General features: G+C 68.6%; 17 protein-coding genes. 2 read left to right on the top strand and 15 right to left on the bottom strand.

Annotation, left to right across the window (positions count from 1 at the left end; genetic code table 11):
• Entirely contained in the window at positions 1–1,230 is a 1,230-nt protein-coding gene (locus tag ACFWU9_RS27905) for an SRPBCC family protein (protein ID WP_384323160.1), read from the bottom strand.
• Between the two features lie 354 nt (positions 1,231–1,584).
• A complete protein-coding gene (locus ACFWU9_RS27900; RefSeq protein ID WP_384323158.1) occupies positions 1,585–2,826 on the bottom strand; it encodes an NAD(P)/FAD-dependent oxidoreductase in 1,242 nt (413 codons plus the stop codon).
• Positions 2,827–4,050: 1,224 nt separating this feature from the next.
• On the opposite strand from ACFWU9_RS27900, the gene ACFWU9_RS27895 reads away from it, so the two are divergent.
• Positions 4,051–4,944, top strand: a complete 894-nt coding sequence (locus ACFWU9_RS27895; RefSeq protein WP_384323156.1) for a S1 family peptidase — start codon at positions 4,051–4,053, stop codon at positions 4,942–4,944.
• Between the two features lie 178 nt (positions 4,945–5,122).
• Here the strand turns inward: ACFWU9_RS27895 and ACFWU9_RS27890 are convergent, their stop codons facing one another.
• The 5 genes from ACFWU9_RS27890 to ACFWU9_RS27870 all read right to left on the bottom strand — a co-directional run bounded on the left by ACFWU9_RS27890 (position 5,123) and on the right by ACFWU9_RS27870 (position 10,791).
• Positions 5,123–6,178, bottom strand: coding sequence for an ethanolamine ammonia lyase-activating protein (locus tag ACFWU9_RS27890; protein ID WP_384323154.1), 1,056 nt, complete (start codon positions 6,176–6,178; stop codon positions 5,123–5,125).
• Positions 6,179–6,251: 73 nt separating this feature from the next.
• Entirely contained in the window at positions 6,252–7,400 is a 1,149-nt protein-coding gene (locus ACFWU9_RS27885) for an ABC transporter substrate-binding protein (protein WP_384323152.1), read from the bottom strand.
• Positions 7,401–7,411: 11 nt separating this feature from the next.
• Positions 7,412–8,350: a fumarylacetoacetate hydrolase family protein gene (locus ACFWU9_RS27880; protein ID WP_384323150.1), complete on the bottom strand. Its 939-nt coding sequence runs from the start codon at positions 8,348–8,350 to the stop codon at positions 7,412–7,414.
• 4 nt (positions 8,351–8,354) lie between these two features.
• Complete coding sequence (locus tag ACFWU9_RS27875) at positions 8,355–9,479, bottom strand: cupin domain-containing protein (RefSeq protein WP_384323148.1); 1,125 nt, start codon at positions 9,477–9,479, stop codon at positions 8,355–8,357.
• 52 nt (positions 9,480–9,531) lie between these two features.
• A complete protein-coding gene (locus ACFWU9_RS27870; protein WP_384323146.1) occupies positions 9,532–10,791 on the bottom strand; it encodes an FAD-dependent oxidoreductase in 1,260 nt (419 codons plus the stop codon).
• Between the two features lie 66 nt (positions 10,792–10,857).
• On the opposite strand from ACFWU9_RS27870, the gene ACFWU9_RS27865 reads away from it, so the two are divergent.
• On the top strand, positions 10,858–11,667 hold the full coding sequence (locus ACFWU9_RS27865) for an IclR family transcriptional regulator (RefSeq protein ID WP_384323144.1): 810 nt from the start codon (positions 10,858–10,860) through the stop codon (positions 11,665–11,667).
• Between the two features lie 47 nt (positions 11,668–11,714).
• Here the strand turns inward: ACFWU9_RS27865 and ACFWU9_RS27860 are convergent, their stop codons facing one another.
• The 8 genes from ACFWU9_RS27860 to ACFWU9_RS27825 are packed head-to-tail and all read right to left on the bottom strand — an operon-like array spanning position 11,715 to position 20,747.
• A complete protein-coding gene (locus ACFWU9_RS27860) occupies positions 11,715–13,286 on the bottom strand; it encodes an ethanolamine ammonia-lyase reactivating factor EutA (protein WP_384323142.1) in 1,572 nt (523 codons plus the stop codon).
• Positions 13,283–14,023: a class II aldolase/adducin family protein gene (locus tag ACFWU9_RS27855; RefSeq protein WP_384323140.1), complete on the bottom strand. Its 741-nt coding sequence runs from the start codon at positions 14,021–14,023 to the stop codon at positions 13,283–13,285. Before ACFWU9_RS27855 ends, ACFWU9_RS27860 begins: the two co-directional genes overlap by 4 nt.
• On the bottom strand, positions 14,020–15,180 hold the full coding sequence (locus ACFWU9_RS27850; RefSeq protein WP_384323138.1) for a Rieske 2Fe-2S domain-containing protein: 1,161 nt from the start codon (positions 15,178–15,180) through the stop codon (positions 14,020–14,022). The genes ACFWU9_RS27855 and ACFWU9_RS27850 overlap by 4 nt, the downstream gene beginning before the upstream one ends.
• The gene (locus ACFWU9_RS27845; protein WP_384323136.1) at positions 15,170–15,508 is read right to left on the bottom strand and encodes a hypothetical protein; all 339 of its coding nucleotides are present in this window, start codon (positions 15,506–15,508) and stop codon (positions 15,170–15,172) included. The genes ACFWU9_RS27850 and ACFWU9_RS27845 overlap by 11 nt, the downstream gene beginning before the upstream one ends.
• Before the next feature lie 2 nt (positions 15,509–15,510).
• Positions 15,511–16,599, bottom strand: a complete 1,089-nt coding sequence (locus ACFWU9_RS27840; RefSeq protein WP_384323134.1) for an ethanolamine ammonia lyase-activating protein — start codon at positions 16,597–16,599, stop codon at positions 15,511–15,513.
• A gap of 19 nt (positions 16,600–16,618) precedes the next feature.
• Complete coding sequence (locus ACFWU9_RS27835) at positions 16,619–17,719, bottom strand: ABC transporter substrate-binding protein (RefSeq protein ID WP_384323132.1); 1,101 nt, start codon at positions 17,717–17,719, stop codon at positions 16,619–16,621.
• A 17-nt stretch (positions 17,720–17,736) separates the two neighbouring features.
• Positions 17,737–19,629 (bottom strand): ABC transporter permease, encoded by a 1,893-nt coding sequence (locus ACFWU9_RS27830; RefSeq protein WP_384323130.1) that lies wholly within the window; start codon positions 19,627–19,629, stop codon positions 17,737–17,739.
• Entirely contained in the window at positions 19,626–20,747 is a 1,122-nt protein-coding gene (locus tag ACFWU9_RS27825) for an ABC transporter ATP-binding protein (protein ID WP_384323128.1), read from the bottom strand. Before ACFWU9_RS27825 ends, ACFWU9_RS27830 begins: the two co-directional genes overlap by 4 nt.
• Between the last annotated feature and the right edge of the window lie 121 nt (positions 20,748–20,868).

Below are 20,868 nucleotides of genomic sequence, written 5' to 3'. Positions count from 1 at the left end.
TCACCTCGTGGCCTTCCCGGTCTCGGAGGTGTGAGCGCCGTTCGGTCCGCTCTCGAACTCCTCGGTGCCGTTCGCGGCGGGCCCCTGGCCCTCCGCCGTCTCGGCGGCGACCCAGGCGTCGATCTGGGAGACGACCTCCTCGTCGAGCGAGAGCTGCCCGGGCGTCCAGAGCGGGTTGGACAGACCGCGGTGCGTCCGCTCGCACATCTCCCAGTCCTCGTAGTTCGCCTTGTCCCACAGCGCGAACACGGCCTCGTGGGAGAAGTCGCTCTTCGCGGTCTCCGAGGGGTGGAAGAGCCAGAAGTGCCGGACGAAGCAGGTGCCGGGGCTCTCGGGCCAGACCCACTGCATCATCACGTAGTCGGCCGTGAAGCCGAAGAGGAGGTTGGGCAGGATCGTGATCCAGTTGATCTTCTGCCGGTCGGCCTCGGGGACCAGCTCCATCGGTGTCCGGCCGCTGCGTCCCGTCATGGAGACGGAGTTGTAGGCCTTGCGTATCCCCTGCCAGGCGCCGACGATGTCGCCCTTGAGGTCGTAGGTGCCCGCGTCGTCGAAGTCGGTGATGCGGTGCAGGTCCTTGTGGGCGGTGGGGAAGTGCAGGCTCTCGTTGACGTTGTGCGCGACGAGCTTCCAGTTCGAGGCGACGGGGTAGTCCTTCGCCTCCACGCACTCCAGGTCGGCGAGCTCGTAGACGCGGGCGAACTCGCCGAACTCTCCCAGTGAGGCGTCGAGATCAGGTGCGTCGTCGGACAGGGCGATGAAGACGACCCCGAAGCGGACCTCGGTCCTGACGGGCAGCAGACCGTTCTCCTTCTTCTCGAAGAAGTGGTCGAAGTAGGTGCCGTTGAGGCTCTTGAGCTTTCCGTTCCGGTCGTACACCCAGCAGTGGTAGAGGCAGACCAGGCTCTGCCGCTTGCCGACGGCCTCCTCCACGAGCTTGTAGCCGCGGTGCCGGCAGTAGTTGTGGTACGCCTGGATCCCGTCATCACCGTGGATGATCAGAACGGATCCGGTGCCGATGTTCAGGGTGGTGTAGGCGCCCTTGTCCTTCAGCCGGGACACATGGTCCACCGGGAGCCAGCGCCGCCCGTAGATCCGGGCCATCTCTCGGCGGTACTGCTCCTCGCCGGTGTAGAAGCCGTGCGACCTGCCGATGCCGCCCGTCTCGAAGTATGGCCTTTCCTCGCCCTGGTCACTGATGAGATCGAACATGCTGGACGCACGCGTCATCTGCTGGTCTCCCTCAGGGGGTCAAGCGCACGGAGTGCGGTGCGGGAATACCGGTGGGGCCGGGGCCCGCGGGAAGGCCGCACCGAACACCGGGGATGGTGGGGCCGCATGATGAGTGAGGGCGAGCCGATCGCCTTCGGGGGGAACGCGGAGAGGACTCACCGGAGCGCGTACGGGCTCCGCGAGGGGGACGGTGCTCGCGGCACCACATGAGGTGTTGGGGTGTGCGGCACCGGGTGAGGTGTTGGTCGCGCGGCACCGGTGAGGGTGCGGGCCGGGGACGGCACGCGCGACTCGGGGCGCCCGTTCCGGTGTGTGCGCCCGGCAGGGGCGGGTGCGTCGGACCGCCCGGCGTCATCCGGCCGGGTCGTAGATCCGCTTCTCCTCCGGCACGCCGGCGGAGTCGTAGAGGCGCTCAAGGGCGTCCGGCGCGTAGACCTCGTAGTCCGGTACGACTCCGCCGATCAGGCCGAGCATCCTGTCGGTCCACTCCTGGGTCGCGCTCATCGCGGACATCGTCGCCTCGAAGAACGGGGGGAGTTCGGTGAGTTCGCCGAGCGTCGTCGTGAAGTCGTAGACGCCCGCGCTCTCCTCGTCGCGCACCGTGTTGTACTCCGCCAGCGCCTCTTCCATCGGCCGCTCGCCGGACAAGCCCTGGTGGATCCGCTCGGCGAGGAGTTCACCGTGGGTGAAGGCGTCGGTGATGCCCCAGCCGGTGTAGGGGTCCTTGTGGTAGCCGGCGTCGCCGACCAGTGCCCAACCGGGGCCGTGGGCGCGGCGGTAGTAGTTGTCGGGGTAGCGCATGGGCTTGAACGCCTCTTCGCGCGTGCCCTGGTCGCGCAGCTGCTGCCCCATCTCCGGCGAGACGTCGTCGAACGCCGCCTGGAAGCCGGCCTCGACGTCCTGGCGGAACTCCTTGAGGTGGCGCCTGGTGCAGATGACGGCGAGCATGCTCACGTCGTCGTTCGTCGGCCAGGTGCCGAACCACTTCTCGTTGAAGCCGGTCTTGTGGTGCAGGCCCCAGTCGAGGCCGGAGTAGTACGAGTAGTAGATGAAGCCGGCGGCGGGGCGCACGTTGTACAGCTCCGCGCCGACCTTCTTGGCGACCGTGGAGTGGAAGCCGTCGGCGCCGATGACGACGGTGGCGCGGAACTCCCGCTCGGGGCCGTCCCCTTCGCGCCCCCGGATGCCCGTCACCCGGCCGTCGGTGAAGACCAGGTCGGAGACGGTGAACCCTTCGATCACCTCGGCGCCGGCGCGGCGGGAGGCGTTGACGAGGATCTCGTCCAGCACGGTGCGGCGCGGGCAGTAGACGGCGTCGACGCCGTCCACCGGGTCGGCGAATCCGTTGAGCTCGATGCCCCGGTAGGAGTAGTTCATCTTCCGCAGGGCCGGGGTCTTGGCGCCGATGATCTCGTCGAGCAGCCCCCAGGCCTGGAGCCTGAGCAGCCCCGCCTGATGGATGTAGTGGGTCGACACCGTGTCACTGGGGAACGAGGAGCGATCCACCACGAGGACACGGTGCCCCTGTCTCGCGAGCAGCATCGCAACCGGTGATCCGGCGCAGCGTCCACCCACAACGATGACGTCGTACATACGATCCCCCGCCAATTCGGATTGAGTTACCGACGCGCCGCTCTCAGCGGCAGGAGCACGATGCGGAGGCTATGAAAATGGACAGATGCAGGTCAAGCATCGGTAATAGCAGAGCAATGCACATGCGTCGGGATCTCGCCACTCGAATGATCCATTCCGCCATGGGAACGATTCATTTCTCGCAACTTCTTGGCAGAATGAACCGTTTTGCTCAGATTTCAGCAGGTCAATAGTGTGCCGTGCGTCACAGTTCAGTAGGGGTCTGGATCCAGCCAATCAGGGTGCGGGATTCAGCCCTTCCGGCAAAGCGAAGTAATTTCGTTCTGAACTAAATAGAAGCCGGCAACGTCTTGGACAATTCACCGTTCCGTACGTTTCATGAGCCTTCCCGCGCCAACGTCATTGCCACAGAAACCACTGACTTCACACCCGCCACACCACCCCCACGACAACGGGGCAGACGGGCCGTCAGAACACCGCCGCGCCGAGAGAGGCGAAAGGGACGATCCCGTCGCCGCGTGGCGGCTCGCCCGGTGGACCGAGCCCGCCAAGAACTGCCCGCAGGACTCCTCCGGTGCGACCGGCGACATCGCGGAGCCTTCTGGAAGGTTCGCGGCAGACCCCCGAGGCACACGCCGAGGGCGCTCCGCAAGAGCGCGCCTCCGGACGTATTCGAGGCTCAGTGCGACACACTCCGGGAGGCGGACTCAAAGATTCGGCCATCTCGAACGCTCGCGTAACTCATTCGAAAATCCCTCAAGTACCCCAGCCCCGACATCCGTCCCACCCGGCACACAAGCCCCACAGTGCTCAGTACTCAACTGCTTTACCGGGCCGGTGACCGCGCGACGAACCGCGTGTGTTCGCGAGGTGACCCGTCGCAACCGCATGCAAAGAGAATGCAAACAGGCTCGAACCCGCTGATCGCCACGGGAGTTCCCGTCCCGGATCGGACACGTCAGGGAGCGCGCACACGTTTTGCAGCAAAGCCGAAGCACCGGCGACGCGCGCCGATCCGGGGCCGCGAGCGGATCCGCCCGGGCCCGGAGTGATTCTCCCCGCGTGGACCGGAAGTCGACCTTGCATCCGGAGCCGTAGCCGTCAACGATTCGACCCGCGCAGCTTGACAGGTTCACGCCCGGCGATCACTGGTCGGGAACCTGGACACACGGACCGCCCGCCCACCCGGCGGGCCGTTCATCCCCCATACACCCGGAGGATCTCGTGATCTTCAAGCGCTTCTCGCCCCTCAACGGCACGTCGAGACGGGCACGGCTCCTCGCCGTGACGTCCGGTCTGGTGACCGCCGTCGCGCTCGCGGCCCCCTCGGCCGTCGCCGCTCCCTCCCCCGAGGTCAAGGCGACCGCCTCGCAGCTCGCCGCCGCCGACTCGGCCGTGCTCGAAGCGGACGTGGCCGGCACCGCCTGGTACACGGACGCGAGCACCGGCAAGATCGTCGTGACCATCGACAGCACCGTGTCGGAGGCCGAACTGGCCAAGGTCAAGGACGCGCTGTCGGGCTCCAAGGCCGACCTGACGGTCAAGCGCACCAACGGCACGTTCAGCCCGCTCATCGCCGGCGGCGAGGCCATCACCACCGGCGGCAGCCGCTGCTCCCTCGGCTTCAACGTGTCGGTCGGCGGCGTGGCCCACGCGCTGACCGCCGGTCACTGCACCAACATCAGCAGCAGCTGGTCCATCGGTACGCGCACCGGTACCAGCTTCCCGACCAACGACTACGGCATCATCCGCCACTCCAACTCGGGTGCGGCCGACGGTCGTGTCTACCTGTACAACGGCTCGTACCGGGACATCACGTCCGCGGGCAACGCGTTCGTCGGCCAGTCCGTGCAGCGCAGCGGCAGCACCACCGGTCTGCGCAGCGGCTCGGTCACCGGCCTCAACGCCACGGTCAACTACGGTTCCAGCGGCATCGTGTACGGCATGATCCAGACCAACGTCTGCGCCGAGCCGGGCGACAGCGGCGGCTCGCTCTTCTCGGGCAGCACCGCGCTGGGCCTGACCTCCGGCGGCAGCGGCAACTGCCGCACGGGTGGCACCACGTTCTACCAGCCCGTCACGGAGGCCCTGAGCGTCTACGGCGCCTCGATCCTCTAGCAGCAGCCTCGGCGGTGCTCCGGGGGTGACGGTCGGCCGAGCCCCCGGGGACCCGTGGAGTGACGAACCACCGGCGGGCCGCGCATCGCGCGCGGCCCGCCGCCCTCGTACTGATCGAGGTCCCCCGGTTCGGCGCCGCCGCGCGTCGGCCGTGGGGCTGGTCCCCATTTTCCTTCTCTCAGGCGTAGAACTCCTCCATGCGGGAGGCGACGCCGTTCTTCGCGCACTCGTCGAGGTAGGTCTCGCGGACCAGGGGGCTCTCGTCCCGGTAGTCGATCTGGTCGCCGCCCAGCCGGGTGCTGATCGAGGACATCGGCAGGCCGGTGGCCGGGTCCCTGCGTGCGTTGAGATGGCGCAGGGCGAGATAACGGGCGGGTGTGGCACCGGTGTTGAAGTGCTGATGGAATGTCTCGCCCGGCGGGATGATCAGGGAGCCCTCCGACCAGTCGAAGCGCTCGACGGGCTCACCCTCTCTCCACATCAGGCTGTATCCGGTCCCGCCGAGAATCACCACATGGGCACCGGGCGCGTGCCGGTGCGCCTTCTTGTAGGTGCCGACCGGGAACTGCGACACATGCGCCATCATCGTGTTGCGGGCCAGCTTGAACTGGACGTTCGTACCGCCCGCGCCGCGTTCCCGGTAGTCCACCAGCTCGAACTCGCGCACGTCCGGGACGAAGTTGGTCTCCCAGAGCCGGCCGGTCAGTCTTCCCTCACCACTGAAGTAGCCGGTGGCTCCGGAGAAGCGCGCGGAGAAGTCGTAGGGGCAGTCGAAGATGAACTCGTGCTCGTCGAACAGGTTGATCACCACGGGGGCGTTGGTGACCGCGAGCAGGGTCGCCGGCTCCTCACCACTGCCGTTGAAGTGCTGGTAACGGAGGTTCAGCGGGATCGCGAAGAGGGAGCCCCGCTGCCACTCGAAGCTCTGCGGCCGTGCGTCCGGCCCCCAGACGGTCGTACTCCCCCGGCCGGCGAGCACATAGATCATCACCTCGTGCAGATGCCGTACGGGACGCAGGCTCTCGCCCGCCGGAATCCGGCTCACGTAGCAGTCGTTGCTGCGGTCGCTGTCGTCGTGGTTGATGAAGCAGCCGTAACCGCCCACGCGCGCCCAGGGTTTGAGCGGAAGCCGGCGCAGGTCGGGGATGTGGAAGCCGGGGACGATGTCGATTCCCTGGCCCCGCGACCACCGGGCGTACGCGGTGGGTGGCCGCGGGGACCGTTGCGCTGTCATGAATACCTCCGGGAGGGGCCGGCTGGCGCCGTGTCGGACACGTGTGCCGCCACGGCGCGCCGCGTTCTGAGGGCTACTGCGGGCCGAGGAGGTCGAGGAGGATCGTCTGGAGACGCTTCACGTCCTTGGTCAGCACGTCCCAGCCGTAGCTGTCGTAGTACTCGCCGCCCTCCTCGGGCACGCTCGCGTCCAGATCGGCCGGCACGGGCACGTCGGCGCGGTTGCTGGGCACCTGGAGGGCCTTCGTCCACACGGCGTTGCCGTCCTTGCAGACCAGCCAGTTGACCAGCAGTTCGGCCGCCTTGGGATGGGGGGCCTTGTTGTCGATCGCCAGCAGGCTGGAGCCACCTGTCGACACGGGCGGGGCGCCGGTCAGCTTGATCTGCTTCAGCGGCAGCCCTTCCGCGAGGGCCGCGGCCGTCTCGGCGGTGTGGAGGGACAGGCCGAAGGCGTACTTGCCGCGGGCTATGTCGTCCAGTTCCTGCCGCTGGTCGGTCAGGAGGGACGGTTCCTGGTCCACGTAGAGGGACTTGATGAAGTCGTCGCCGTACGCCTGGGCGAAGGAGCCCACGTCGTAGATGGCTCCGCCGTTGGAGCGCGGGTCGTCGACGACGATCCTGCCCTTCCACTTGGGGTCGAGCATGTCCTCGAAGGAGGTGAGGTCGCCGTCCTTCACCAGGTCGGTGTTGATGACGACGCCGGAGTCGACGTAGGTGGACAGCTGGAGGATCTTCTCCTTCTCGGGGTCGACCCACTTGGGCGCCCCGTCGCGCCAGTTCTCACCGGTCAGCAGCGCCGGGTCGAGCGCGTCCTTGAGGGAACCGATCCATCCCTCGCCGTAGTAGGTGGCGGACATCGTGTTCCCGCCGCCGCCGAAGACGTCGTGGGTGTAGACGCCGGCCTTGCGCTCGGCCTGGAGCTTGGCCGCGAGGTCACTGTTGCGTCCGCCGACGTAGTTGACCTTGACGCCGTACGTCTTCTCGAACTCCCGGGGGACGTCGGTCCGTACGCTGCCGTCCGGCGTGCCGGTCATGACGACCTCCCCCTCCTTCGCGGCGCTTCGGGCGAGGGCGCCCTCGGGGTCGGGGCACCCCGCGGAGACCTTCCCGCCGTCGGGTCTCCGGTCGACGTCGTCGTCCGCGGAGTCGTCGGAGCCTCCGCCGCAGGCTCCGACGAGCAGTATCGCGACGGCGGGAAGAATGAGTCTGGCCTTTGTCGTCATCGGGGTCTCCCTTACCTGTTCTCGGTCGGCACGGGCGATCGGCCGGCGCCGTCGGTGCTTCCTCGCGGTGCCGCGGCGCTCTCCGCCCGGACCGGGATCGTCATGGCGCCGAGCCCGCTGATGGACGTGTGCAGCACGTCGCCCGGCTCGATGGGCCCGACACCGGGAGGTGCGCCCGTGAAGATCACGTCTCCGGGGTTCAGCGTCATCATGCGCGACGCGTAGGCGACGATCTCGGGCACCGGGGTGATGAGCGCGGAGGTGTTGACCGTCTGCCGCGGCTCACCGTTGCAGGTCAGCCGGATGTCGAAGTCGGCCGGGTCCCCGGCCTCGTCGGCGGTGGTGAGCCAGGGCCCCAGCGGGCTGAAGGTGTCGTAGCTCTTACGGCGCGAGCGGTCGGCCGCGCTGCGTACGGTGATGTCCAGACCGATCGTGTAGCCGAGCACATGGCTCAGCGCGTCCTCGGCCTCGATGTCCTTGCCGCCGGTGCCGATCACGACGACCAGCTCGGACTCGTGATGGATCTCGCTGCCCTCGGCGAGCACGTCGCGCGGCAGTACGATGCCGGCCCGGGGCCCGACGATCGAGGAGGGCGCCTTGAGGAAGACGTCGAAGTCCATCATCCACGACTCGACGTGGCCGAGGGTCCGCTCCTGGACGGTGTGCATCTCCTCGACGTGTTCCCGGTAGTTGGACGCGGCGGCGATGATCTTCGTCGGTCCCAGCACGGGCGCGGCCAGGCGCACCGAGTCCAGGGGCCGGGCGGGGCCGGCCTGGGCCGCCGCCCGCAGCGCGGGGGCGAGCCGTGCGAAGTCCCGGCACAGCGCGCGCCACCAGCCCGCGAGGAGCGGGTCGGGCTCGTGGGGCCAGGGCAGTGCGTCGGTGACGTCGACCACCCGGTCGTCGATGACGGCCCCGAGACGGTTGTCGTCGAAGATCGCGAGTCTCATGTGTTCACCGTGTCTCGGTTCGCTGGAGCTGGGCGGGGACGAAGACGCCGGTGACCTGCTGGGCGGTGTCCAGGGGCAGTTCGCGGTAGATCCCCAGCGCCCGCAGGACGGGGCTGTCCCCGATGCTGAACAGGTCGGCGCCCTCGCCGCTGGCGTGCTCGGCCGCGGCCCAGGACGGGACGACGAACATGTCACCGGCCGACCAGTCGAAGCGCCGGCCGTCGATGACCGAGGTGCCGGAGCCCTGGTAGACGACGAAGACGCTGTTGCCGGTGCGGCGTACGGGCAGGGTGCGCCCGCCTGGTGTCAGCCGGTGCATGCCGCAGCTCAGGGTCGGCAGCACACTGGCGCCCGTGTCGGGGTTGACGTACTCCAGGCTCACCATCGCCTCGCCGCTCTCGGCGGCCAGCCGGGAGAGTTCCTTGTCGGTGTCCGGCCACCGGTAGACCAGGAGGGGCGAGTGGGCGTCGGTCAGGACGTCGCGCACCGACCCGGGGACGTAGCGCGGCCCGGGGCCGGCCGTCGCCTCCGACCGGTTGTGCGGCTCCGTGTCCGGCTGCCGGAAGTCGGGGTAGGGCTCGAAGAACACCGCGTCCAGCGCCTCGATCATGGGCAGGTCCAGCCCGTCGAACCAGAGCATCGGGCCGTCGCTCGCGCTGCTGTGGTCGTGCCAGTTCCACGACGGGGTGAGGATCAGATCGCCGGGGTGCATGTCACACACATCGCCGTCGACCGTGGTGGCCACGCCGTCGCCGGACAGGATGAAGCGGATGGCGCCCGGACTGTGGCGGTGGGCCGGTGCCGTCTCGCCGGGGCCGAGGCACTGGATGGCACCCCACAGGGTCCCGGCCGCGTACGGCAGACCGCCCAGTCCGGGATTGCCGAGGCTGAGGACCCGTCTCTCGCCGCCACGCTCGACGGGGATCAACCGCAGTGCGCGCTCCGCCAGTTCGGCCAGGACCTGCGCGCTCCACAGCCAGGGGACCGAGCGGGGGCGGGGCGAGGGGGTGAGCAGATCACGGGTGATCGTCCACAGGGGGTAGAGATCGACGTCGAGCAGATCCTCGTACAGGGAGACCAGTTCCGGGTCTTCCCCGGTGGGCGCCGATGGGGTGTTGTCGAGTGTCATGGGTCCTCTTTCGCCTGCGCCGTACCCGGTCGGGCCGGCGGCAACGGTCTGCTCAGGTGGTGGACTTCGCCTCCGCCTCCCGTCGGTGGCGGATGTCCTGGGGTGGCAGGCCGATGCCGAAGCGGGCCACCGATTCGAGGAGCGAGGCGCGTCGGCACCAGGCCCGCGCGCGGTCGGGGTCGCCCGCGATGGCGCGCAGTTCGTCGTGGTTGGCCTGCCGTCTGGTCTCGTCGCGCTCACTGATCCGCTCGGTGTTGCGCTTGGTGTCGGCCTGTACGTACTCGACGGCCACCTGTCTGCGTATCTCGGCGAAGGCGGCCAGTTCGGGTCCCTCGTCGGCGCCGTCGAGCAGGACGCGGGCGAGGCGGCGGGAGAGGTCGACCGCGTCGTGGATACCGCTGTTGAGTCCCACCCCGCCCAGCGGGCTGTTGATGTGCGCGGCGTCCCCGACGAGTGCGCAGGGACCGGCGACGAAGGAGTCCGCGACGCGCTGGTGCACGTTGTAGATCTGGCGGTCGCCGATCTCGTAACCACCGGGCAGTGGCGCGATCCCCTGGAGCCGGGCCTGCATCTCCTCGGGGTCGGTGGCCTGCTCGTACGTCTGGTCCGTCGGTACGGGATACACCGCGCGCCAGGACTCCACCGTGCGCAGCAGGAAGAGCCATTCGTCCGGGTCCGCGACATAGTTGACGTCGGCTATGTCGGGGAGGAGTGCGCGGAAGTCGGCCGAGGTGCTGGCGATCAGGAACCGCTCGGGGTAGGTGAAGCCGGTGAAGGCGACGCCCAGCAGCCTCCGGGCGGTGCTGCTGGCGCCGTCGGCGGCGATCAGAAAACTGCCGCGCAGGCTCACGGGGCCGGAGGGTCCCCGGCCTTCGACGAGCACACCGTCGTCGCCCGTGCTGATGTCCGTGGCCTCGATCCCGTACCGCAGGGTGGCGTTCGGCTCGTCCGCAAGCCGCTCCACCAGCATCCGCACCAGATGCTGCTGGTTCAGCTGGAGCCGGTGCGGGTACTTCGTCTCCTCCTTGAGCACGGTGAAGTCGAACTCGGCGACCAGACCCGCGCGTCGGTCGCGGTACTGGTACCGCGGCACGGTCAGGCCCTCGGCGTGCATCTGCGCCGCCAGGCCGAGTTCGTCGAGGAGTTCGAGCGTCGGTGGGTGGAACGTCGACGCGCGCCAGTCGGTACGCGGCTCCGGTTCGCGCTCGATGAGTTGCACCCGTACTCCCGCCCGGGCGAGCGCCCAGGCCGCGGTGACGCCGACGGGGCCGCCGCCCAGGATGAGCACGGGCAGCTCACGATGATTCGACACGAATGTCATAGCCCAAACCTTAGTTATTATTCCGCGCCGCGAAAGACATGGCGCTACTATTCCGATATGACGAATCCAGTTCGCGATGAACCCCACCACCCCGTCCCGCACTCGGCGCAGACGGGGCTGTCATCGGTCGACAACGCCTTGCAGTTGCTGCGCCTGATAGGCGAGCGCCGCGCGCTGCGTGTCGCCGACGCCGCCGACGAGTTGGACGTCGCCCGGTCCACCGCGCACCGGCTGCTGACGACCCTGCGCCGTCATGGCTTCGTGACGCAGGACAAGCCGAACGGCGTCTACCGCCCCGGCCGCGCCCTGTTGGAGATCGGGCTCACGGCCATAGGCCGCGTCGACATCCGGCACGCCGCCAGGCCCGTACTCGAACAGCTCAGTGAGGACACTCAGGAGACGGCCAGTCTTCTTCTGCTGGAAGGGGACTGCGTCCGGTTCATCGACTGTGTCGAGGGCTCGCGTTCGGTGCGGGTCGCGACCCGTACCGGAATCGTTCTGCCCGCGCACTGCACGGCCGGTGGCAAGGCGATCCTGGCGGCACTGCCGGCCAGTGATCTGGGCCGGCGCTACCCCAACAGGCAGTTGGACACCCGTACACCGAACTCCATCGCCACCTGGGGTCAGTTGACGTCCGAACTGAACACGATCCGTGACAACGGCTTCGCGGTGAACTTCGGCGAGGGGGAGAGCAGCATCTGCGCCGTGGGGATGGCGATCTACGATCTGATCGGCTATCCGCTGGCGGCGATCGCCGTGGCCGTACCCAGCTCCCGTCTGGAGACGGTCGAGCAGGCGGAGGAGATCGCGCCCATGCTGATCAGGGCCCAGGCGTCGGTGCGCGACGCGCTCAACGAGGCGATCTGAGCGGGGCGTCCCCGGGGGCGGCGGGCGGGCCCGAGCCGCTGTGCCGGTCACAGCGAGAACACCATGGATTTGAGGGAGACCGGTACGGTCCCGGACTTGGGCAGCACCGCGCCGATGTCGACGTAGTCGAGTTCGGCGACGGTGATGCCGTCGACGGAGACCACCGGTGCCGTGACGCCCTGGTCGAGAAGGATGCCGCCGACGGACTTGGCGATGTCGCCCTCGAAGAGCAGACACAGGGGCAGACCGGCCGCGATCCGGTCGCCCAGACCGAGCCGTACACCCTCGACGAAGGCGTCCAGCCGGGGGAAGCTCGGCAGCCCGCCCCACCGGAATCCGAAGACCAGGGAGTCGGCGGGACGCACGTCGCCGCGCGCCAGTTGGGCGCCGATCGCCGCCGCGATCCGCTCGGGATCGATCCTCCCGGTCAGATCCACATCGGGGCGCACGACCCGCAGATTGTGCAGCGGAAGCAGACCGGGATCGCTGATGTGGATCGTGTTGCCGCTGACCTGCACGGTGTACTGGGACGCCCCCAGTACGGTCGCCCTGATGGCGCGGCCACCGTCCTCCAGCGGACCGGGCAGCCGGTCCGCGCGCTCGGCCAGCGCACGGCCGAAGAGCGCCCCCGCGTCGCCGAACTCCCGTGGCTCACGGCCGTACACGTACTCGGCGACTCCCCCGGAGAAGAGCACGGCGTCGTACGGCCCCCACTCGGTCAGGGGTTCGGTGAGCCGGAGCCAGTCGAGCTCCCCGAGTGCCACCGGACCGCTGCCGACCGCCGCGACCACCGTGTCGGCCATCAGCGCCGCCAGTCGGGCCAGTTCGGCCGGCCCGGCCCGGTCACCCAGCGACCAGTCGAGGCCGAGGGACGCCGCGAGGCGCCTGCCCGCGGGTTCCAGCCGGACGATCCGTCCGGACCCGTCCACCACGATCAGCCGTGCGCCCAGATGCAGCGCGGCGGTCGCCCGTACGGTCCCGGACTCGGCCACCGACAGTTTGGTGGTGCCGCCGCCGATGTCGATGTTGAGCACCCGGGCGTGGTCGCGCTCGCTCCTGGCCACCGCGCCCGATCCGTGCGCGGCGAGTGTCGCCTCCATTCCGTGTCCGGCCGTGGCGCAGATGAAGCGCCCTGTGCGGGAGGCGAACAGGTCGGCGATGGCGCGCGCGTTGCGGCGGCGGGTGGCCTCACCGGTGAGGATGACCGCGCCGGTGTCGACCTCGTCGGCCGAGATACCGGCTTCCCGGTACGCCCGGTCCACGATGTCCCGCAACCGCCCGTCGTCGATGCGCAGCCCCTGGGCGTACGGGGTGAGGGCGACGGCCGACTCATGGATGACCCGCTTGTCCACGACGGCGAAGGCGCTGGACAGTTCGCGTCCCTGCCGGCGCAGGGTCAGCCGGGAGAAGAGCAGTTGGGTGGTGGCCGAACCGATGTCGACGCCGACGCTGGTCAGGGTGATCTGATCACGTTCCCACAGGGGATGGTCCGGATCGTCGGGCCGGACACTCTCGCCGTGGTCATGGTCGTGGTCGTGGTCACCGCTGTCGCCGTGGTCGTGGTCGTGGGAGTGCTCATGGCGTCGTTCGTGCTGTCCCGTCAGGGCGCCGTCCGTCATACCCCCCTCACTCCCCGGCGTTCTCCGCCCTTCTCGACGGCCAGCCTGCGATAGAAGCGCCAAGTGGATTCGATGAGTTCCGGCCGGGTCCGGCCGGAGCCGACGATCGCCTCGTAGTCGGCCGTGTCGATCGGCCGGGGCTCCCCCAACTGCCGTGCCAGGAAGTTGACCTCGGCGAGCTCGGTGAGCTTGATGACGTTCAGCGCCGCCTCCTCGGGGCTCTCCCCCACGGCCGTGACACCGTGGCCGCGCATCAGACAGACGGCGCTCGACCCGAGGGCTGCGGCGAGTTCGTCGCCCAGTTCCGGGGTGTTCACGAGCACTCCACGCCCGTAGGCCGGGACGCCCCGGTGCAACAGCCGCAGGGCGTACGGGTCGTACGCGCCGATCACCGGCAGCAGCGGGGTGTCGCAGATCCCGAAGACCACCGGGAGCAGCGGGTGGACGTGTGCCACGCTGGTGACATCGGGGCGCGCCCGGTACACCGCGAGGTGGATGGCGACCTCCTGGGGCGCCGTCAGCCCCGGCCCGCCGGAGAGCGGTGTGCCCTCCCGGTCGACGACCACGATGTCGTCGGCGACGGCGAACCGCAGTCCCGACTCCGCGGGCCCCCGGGCCTTCACCGCGACCGTCCCGTCGTCGAGCAGCATGCTGATGTGTCCCGCCGGTTCACGGGTGAGTCCCAGCCGGCCGAGGACACGGCAGGCCGCCGCGATGCGCTCGGCCTCGGGCGTCATCCCGCCCGGCCTTCGGTCACGGCGACCCGCGCCTGTCCCTGCGAGACGTCGAAGACGACGACGGACTTCGCCGGGTCCCGGATGAGTGCCATCGGGTCCTCACCCGCCTGGACACGTTCGATCTGCTGTCGCAGGAGCCGCCGGTACATGGCGATGCCCTTGTCCTCCGCCCCGAGCGTCTCCTTGGTGCGGTCGTAGACCGCGCCCTGGGTCTCCCAGGCCATCCGGTCCTGGCTGGTGAAGGTGGTCATCGCGTGATCGCCGTCGGCGGTCATCTCCGGGGGGACCCGTACGACGCTGGGCTCCTCGTCGTGCACCCGCTCCTCGCCCGGCCTGTCCGGCAGCAGACCCGCCCGGATGAGCATGGTGTGCTCGTCGTCCACGGGCACCCGCCAGTGCATCGCCTGGAGCGGCCCCTCGGGCAGCCGGAGGATGTTGGGGAACACCAGCGGGTGCCCGGTCTCCTCTTCCAGCTCACCGGCCTTGTCGCGGTAGACGCGGCGTTTGATGATTCCCCACTCGAAGTGCTCGAAGGAGTACTTCTCGATGGGGCGGTAGTAGTAGCTGCCCCGGTCGATGCCCTTCAGATGCATCGTGTGGCCGTGCAGCCAGTAGGTGTGCACGGTGTCGACGGCGTTCTCCATCGGCTGGAGCCAGTTGCACCGGAGGTCCTCCTCGACGAACAGGGTGAGGTGTCCGTCGCGCCGGTCGAGCACGTCCCATCGGGGCAGGACGGGCGGCTCGCCGGGCCCCATGTAGGTGAAGAGGATGCCCCGGTAGGCCTGTACCGGATAGGCGGCGATCCGGGCGCGTTCGCGGGCCCGCCGGTTCTCCTGCTCGAAGGGCTGCTCAAGGCACTGGCCCGTGCTGTCGTACTTCCAGCCGTGGTAGGGACAGCGGATCTCGCAGCCCTCCACGAAGCCGTAGTACAGCGACACCCTGCGGTGCGCGCACGACTCCGCCACCAGGGCGTAGGTGTTGTCGTCGGTCAGATAGAGCACCAGATCCTCGCCCATGACCCGAACGCGCTTGGTGCGCTTGTCCGGTGAGAGATCGGCGGTGAGGGCGACGGGCTGCCAGTACCGGCGCAGCAGGTCGCCGGCCGGGGTGCCCGGGCCGACACGAGTGAGGAACTCGTTCTCGGCTTCACTGATCATGATCATGCTCCTCTTGATTCCGCAGGGCCTGCCGCAGCATCGCGGCGACGCGTTGCCTGAGGTCGTCGCGCTCGCCGGCGCCGCCCGCCGCCCAGGTGTCGATGAGCCGGCGGAGGTACGGCGCCGCGTCCGCGTCCGGGAGGGTCTCGATGAGCGGCTCGATGTCGCGTTCGAGTTCTTCCAGGTAGTCCCAGGTCCGGTCGTCGGCCGGGGTCCAGCCGAGCCGGGCCTGGAGGGCGTTCAGATAGCTCCAGAAGTCGATCGCCAGCGTCGGTCCGTCGGAGGCGACGCGGAAGTCCTCGTCGAAGCGGCGTTCCAGGGTGATCATGGTCAGCCGGTCCGCAGGCCGGCCCGGGCGTAGACCGGCTCCATCCGGCTCTCGGCCCCGTTCCTGGCCAGGTCGGCCTCGAACGTCTCGCGCACCGACGGGTCCTCGTCCTGGTACTCGATCTGGTCGCCACCCTCGGTGGTCGGGCGGTCGATGAGGAACTGCTTGAACAGCGGGTACTTCTTGCTGCCCCAGCGAAGCGCGAGATAACGGGCGGGCGTGGTGCCGGTGTTGAAGTGCTGGTGGAACCAGCGGTCCGGCGGCACCACGATCGAGCCCTGCCGCCAGTCGACCCGGCGGACCGGCTCGCCCTCACGCCAGAGCAGGGAGAAGCCGGTGCCGCCGAGGATGATCACATGGGCGCCGGCATTGTGCCGGTGCGCCTTCTTGTACGTGCCCACGGGGAACTCCGACACATGGCCGCAGAGGCTGTTGTCGGCGATCTCCAGCATGACGTTGCTGCCGCCCGCGCCCCGCGCGGCCCATGACTTCAGCTCGATGCCCGCCGCGTCGGGGATGAACCTGCTCTCCCAGACACGGGACTGATAGGCGGTCCCGGCGCCGCTGAAGTCGTCCTTCTCGGTGCCGAAGCGGTCGGTGAAGTCGAAATCGCAGTCGTAGACGAACGAGCGGTTGTGGAACATCCGCATCACCAGCGGGGCACTGGTGACGGTGTAGAACCGGGCCGGCTCCGACCCGCTGCCGTTGAAGTGCTGCGCGTGGGCGTTGAGGGGTACGGAGAACACGCTGCCCGCGTTCCACTCGAACGTCGCCTCCGCACCGGCGGAGTTCCACACCTTGGTCGAGCCACGTCCGGCGACCACGTAGGTGATCTCCTCGTAGAGATGGCGCTCGGGCGCCATCTGTCCGCCGGGGGCGATCTCGATGATGTGGGCGTCGTTGACGTCCTCGGTGCCCTCCAGCCTGGCGACCGCCGCCCGGCAGCCCCGGCGCGCCCAGTCGCCCAGCTCGACGGTGCGCAGGTCTTCGATGAACAGCCCTTCCACGACCCGCAGTCCCTCGTCCCTCAGCCACTGTTCATAGGCCGTCGGGCGCTGGATCGTGGGCAGATCGGCTTCGGCCGGCGTCATGCGCGTATCTCCCTGTGCACTAGTTGGTGCCGATGAGGCTGTTGATCAGATCCGTCGCGTCCTTGACGCCCTTGGTCAGGAACTCCCAGGAGTTGGCGTCGAAGTACTCCACGCCGTCCTTGGGGACCTGCCACTCGGGGAGGTTCTCCGGCGGCTCGACATCGGTGCGCGTGCTGATGCTCCCGTAGGCGTCGTTCCACGCCTTGTTGCCGTCGGGGCAGGCCAGCCACTGGGCGAGGACCTTGGACGCCTCGGGGTGCGGAGGCTTGTCGGAGACGGCGAGGAAGCCGAAACCGCTGGTGGTCTGGAGCAGATCGGGCATGACCACCTCGACGGGCAGCCCGTCGTCGGCCGCCGTGTCGACGTCCAGCTGGCCCAGGCCCAGGGCGATCGGGTACTTGCCCCTGGCCAGGTCGTCGGTGCCCTGGCGGGAGTCGGTGATCAGGATCGGCTTCTGGTCCTTGTAGAGCTGCTTGACGAAGGCGTCGCCGTACTCCGGACTGGCCTGGAACATACCGACGTTGTAGATGGCGCCGCCCGGACTCCGCGGATCGATCGTGGCGATCTTGCCCTTCCACTTCGGGTCGAGCAGGTCCTTCCACGTGGTGATCTCGTCCGGGTCGACCTTGTCGGTGTTGATGACGATCGGCACGCTGATGTAGCGGCTGATGCTGAGGATCTTCTTGTCCTGGTCCACGAAGGGCACGGTTCCACCGCGCCAGGGCTCCGTGGCCAGCTCCTCGGGGGTGAGCACACCGGTGAGCGGGGCGATCCAGTTCTGCGCGTGGTAGGTGTTCGCCATCGTGTCGGCGCCGCCCACGAACACGTCCTGCGAGTAGAGCCCGGCCTTGCGTTCGGCGTCGAGCCGGGCCGCGTTGTCCTTCCCGCTGGTGCCGATGTAGTCGAGGCTGATCCCGTACGCCTTCTGGAAGGCCTCGGGGAGCTGCCGGCGTACGGTGTCGGTGGGCGGGCCCGACATGACGACCTTGCCCTCCTTCTTCGCCTGGGCGACCAACTCCCCCGAGGGGTCGGGGCATTGGCTGCTGGCTTCGGCGGGGGCCTTCGCGGCATCGGTGGCGACCGAACCGTCGCCGCCGCACGCTGTCGCGGAGAGCGCCACTGCGGCGCCCGCGGCGATCAGCTTCCAGTTGTGGTGAGCGATGAATCTTTTGATGACGCACCTGCTTTCACTACGGAGGGAGATGGCTGCTCGGCATCGCCGGTCGGGCGGCGGCGGCGCGGTCGCAGACGCGAGCGCGATCCGCGCAGCCGGCCTCGGCTGAGCGCCCTGGACAGCAGCGCCACCCCGACGGTGAGCATGCTGATGATGACGCCCAGCACGGATGCTTGTTCGAGCACGCCACTGGTGCTGTATTCGAGGAGCAGGATCGACAGCGGCCGGGAGTCGTTGCTGCTGAGCAGGACGACCGTGCTGACGTCACTGACGGCGGAGTGGAAGGTGAGGACGCCCGCCGCGGCCACGGAAGGGCCGAGGAGCGGGAAGAGGATGTGCGCGTAGGAGCGCACGGGACTGGCCCCGCAGATCCGTGCCGCCCGGTCCAGGTCAGGACTCACCTGGAGGATGGCGGCCTTCAACTGCTGGGTGCCGGTGGCCATATGACTGATGACCAGGGCGATGATCAGGCCGAAGAGATTGCCGTAGAGCACCGTGCGCAGCGGGGTGCCGAGATAGACCCACAGCAGCCCGAGGCCCAGCAGCATGCCCGGTACGGCGGCCGGCAGCCAGGCCATCACATCGACGCCGCCGCGCGTCGGCAGCTCGCTGCGGACGACGACGAAGGCGATGCAGAAGTAGACGAGGACGCCGACCACGGTGGCGATGAGGCCGATGATCAGGGTGTTGCTCACGGACGAGGCGAAGAGGTTGTCCTCGAACAGTGCCGACCAGTGCGCGGTGGTGAAGGGGTTGGTGAGCTGGAAGAAGCCGAACCGTCGCATGAAGGAGCCGAGGACGATCGCGCCCATGGGCAGGACGACGGTGACGACCGCGTAGAGCGAGAGCACTCCGGCGACGACCCAGCGGCGCACCGGACCGAGCCTGATGGGTTCGTCGTTGTACGTGTGCGCGCCGACGGTGACGTAGCTGCGGCTGCGGACGGCGAACCGCTGCACGATCGCGAGCATGACCAGGATCGGGATGAACACCGAGCCGAGCGCGGTCGCGGTGCCGAACTGCGGCGGGGACGACTGGAGCCAGTTGTAGATCTGGGTGGAGTAGACGTTCAGACCGATCGGTGTGCCCAGGAGCAGTTCGATCTCGAAGGTCTTCAGTGAGTAGACGAAGCTGAGCAGGGTGGCGGCGACGATGGCCGGGCGCATCATCGGCACGGTGATCCGTACGAGGGTCTGGATGCGGCTCGCGCCGCAGATCTGCGCCGCCTCCTCCATGGACCGGCTCATCCTGCGGAAGGCCGGCACCAGCAGGATCACCATGATCGGGACCGTGGTGGCGGTCAGATGGGTCCAGATGATGCCCCAGTAGCTGTAGATGTCCAGCGGACCGTCGCTGATGTCGCCGAATCCCGGCAGCCATCGGATCGCCTGGTTGAGCACACCGTTGGCCGGGTCGAGCAGCAGGATCCAGCCGAGGGTGATCGACAGCGAGGGGATGAAGAAGGAGAACCAGAGGAAGACCTCGATGATCTTCCCGCCCGGCATGTCGGTACGTGCGATCAGCCAGGAGATGACCGTGGCGATCACCATGCCGATCAGTACCCTCGGCACCCCCAGGCGCAGGGTGTTCCAGGCCGATTCCCACATGGCGCCGTTGGCGAAGGCGTGCCGCCAGTTGTCGAGTCCGTAGCTCGCCGGGTCGCCGGGCGCACCGACATTGAGGCTGTTCAGCAGGAGCAGCGTGACGGGGACGACGGTGACGGCGCCCACCAGCAGCAGAACCACTGTCCCGGTCAGCCGGGAGCCGCTGGAGCGGCGTGCGCCGACGAGTCTCTTCACCGGTCCCGGCAGCGGCTCGACGTCGTCCGGGCCGACCGGTGGCAGAACGGCGGTCACAGCGGCCACACCATGGCGCGCCGGGGGTCGACCTGGACGTAGACCGTGTCACCGGGCTGGTGGACCACCCGGCGCGGGGCGCTGAGAAGGACGTTGGACCCGGCGATGTCGAGCACGTACTCGAAACTGTCGCCGAGGTAGGCCGAGGACAGCACCTGCGCGGCCACCTGGTTCGGGGCCGGACCGTCGGTGGAGCCCGCCTTGAGGTCGACGTCCTCGGGGCGCAGATACACGCCCACCCGGTCGCCTTCGCTCAGATCGGCCGGTATGTCGGTGCCGACGATCTCACCGACCCGCCGGGTGGCGGTGTCGAGTTGGACCCGGCGCCGCTCGCCGTCCCCGGTGAGCACGCCCTCGACCACGATGAGTCGGCCGAGGAAGTCGCGTACGAACGGGGTCCTGGGGTTCTCGTACAGCTCCATCGGCCGGCCCACCTGCTCGACCTTGCCGTTGTTCATCACCGCGAGACGGTCGGCCAGGGACAGCGCCTCGTCCTGGTCGTGGGTGACGAAGAGCATGGTGATGCCCAGTTCCTGGTTCAGCCTGCGTATCTCACGGCGCATCTGGATACGGAGCTTGGCGTCCAGGTTGGACAACGGCTCGTCCAGCAGCAGCAGATCGGGCGTGTAGACGAGTGCCCTCGCGAGGGCGACCCGCTGTTGCTGGCCTCCCGAGAGCAGTGTGGCGGGCCGGTCGGCCACGGCCTCAAGACCGGTGACGGCGAGAATCTCCTCGACCCTTCGACGCCTCTCCGCACGCTTCACCCGGCGCATGCGCAGCGGGAATCCGACGTTCTGGGCGACAGTCATATGGGGCCAGACCGCATAGGACTGAAAGACCATCGCGATATTGCGCTTCTCCGAGGGCAGGAACGTGCCCCGCTCCGCGTCGGCGAGCGCCCTGCCGCGCATCGAGATCGAACCCTGGTCGATCTTCTCCAGGCCGGCGATCATGCGCAGTGAGGTGCTCTTTCCGCAGCCACTGGGGCCGAGGAGGGCGAATATCTCGCCCGCCCGTACGTCGAGGTCGATCCCGTCGACGGCGACGACCTCGTTGAACTTCCTTGTCACGCCGGACAGCTGGAGCTGAACGGCGGGCTCACCGGAAACCTCGTCCACGGAACCCGGGATGCGTCCCCTGAGGCGGTCTGTCGTGCTCGCCCTCATAGACATCTGTACTCCTCGGAACTGTCCTGGTTCACACGACCTTAACCAGGAATACCTTATAGAGAAATAGTCG

Source organism: Streptomyces sp. NPDC058653, from assembly GCF_042716895.1.
Classification (GTDB): domain Bacteria; phylum Actinomycetota; class Actinomycetes; order Streptomycetales; family Streptomycetaceae; genus Streptomyces.
The sequence above is the reverse complement of the archived record's forward strand: the minus strand, read 5'-3'. Positions and strand labels throughout refer to the sequence as shown.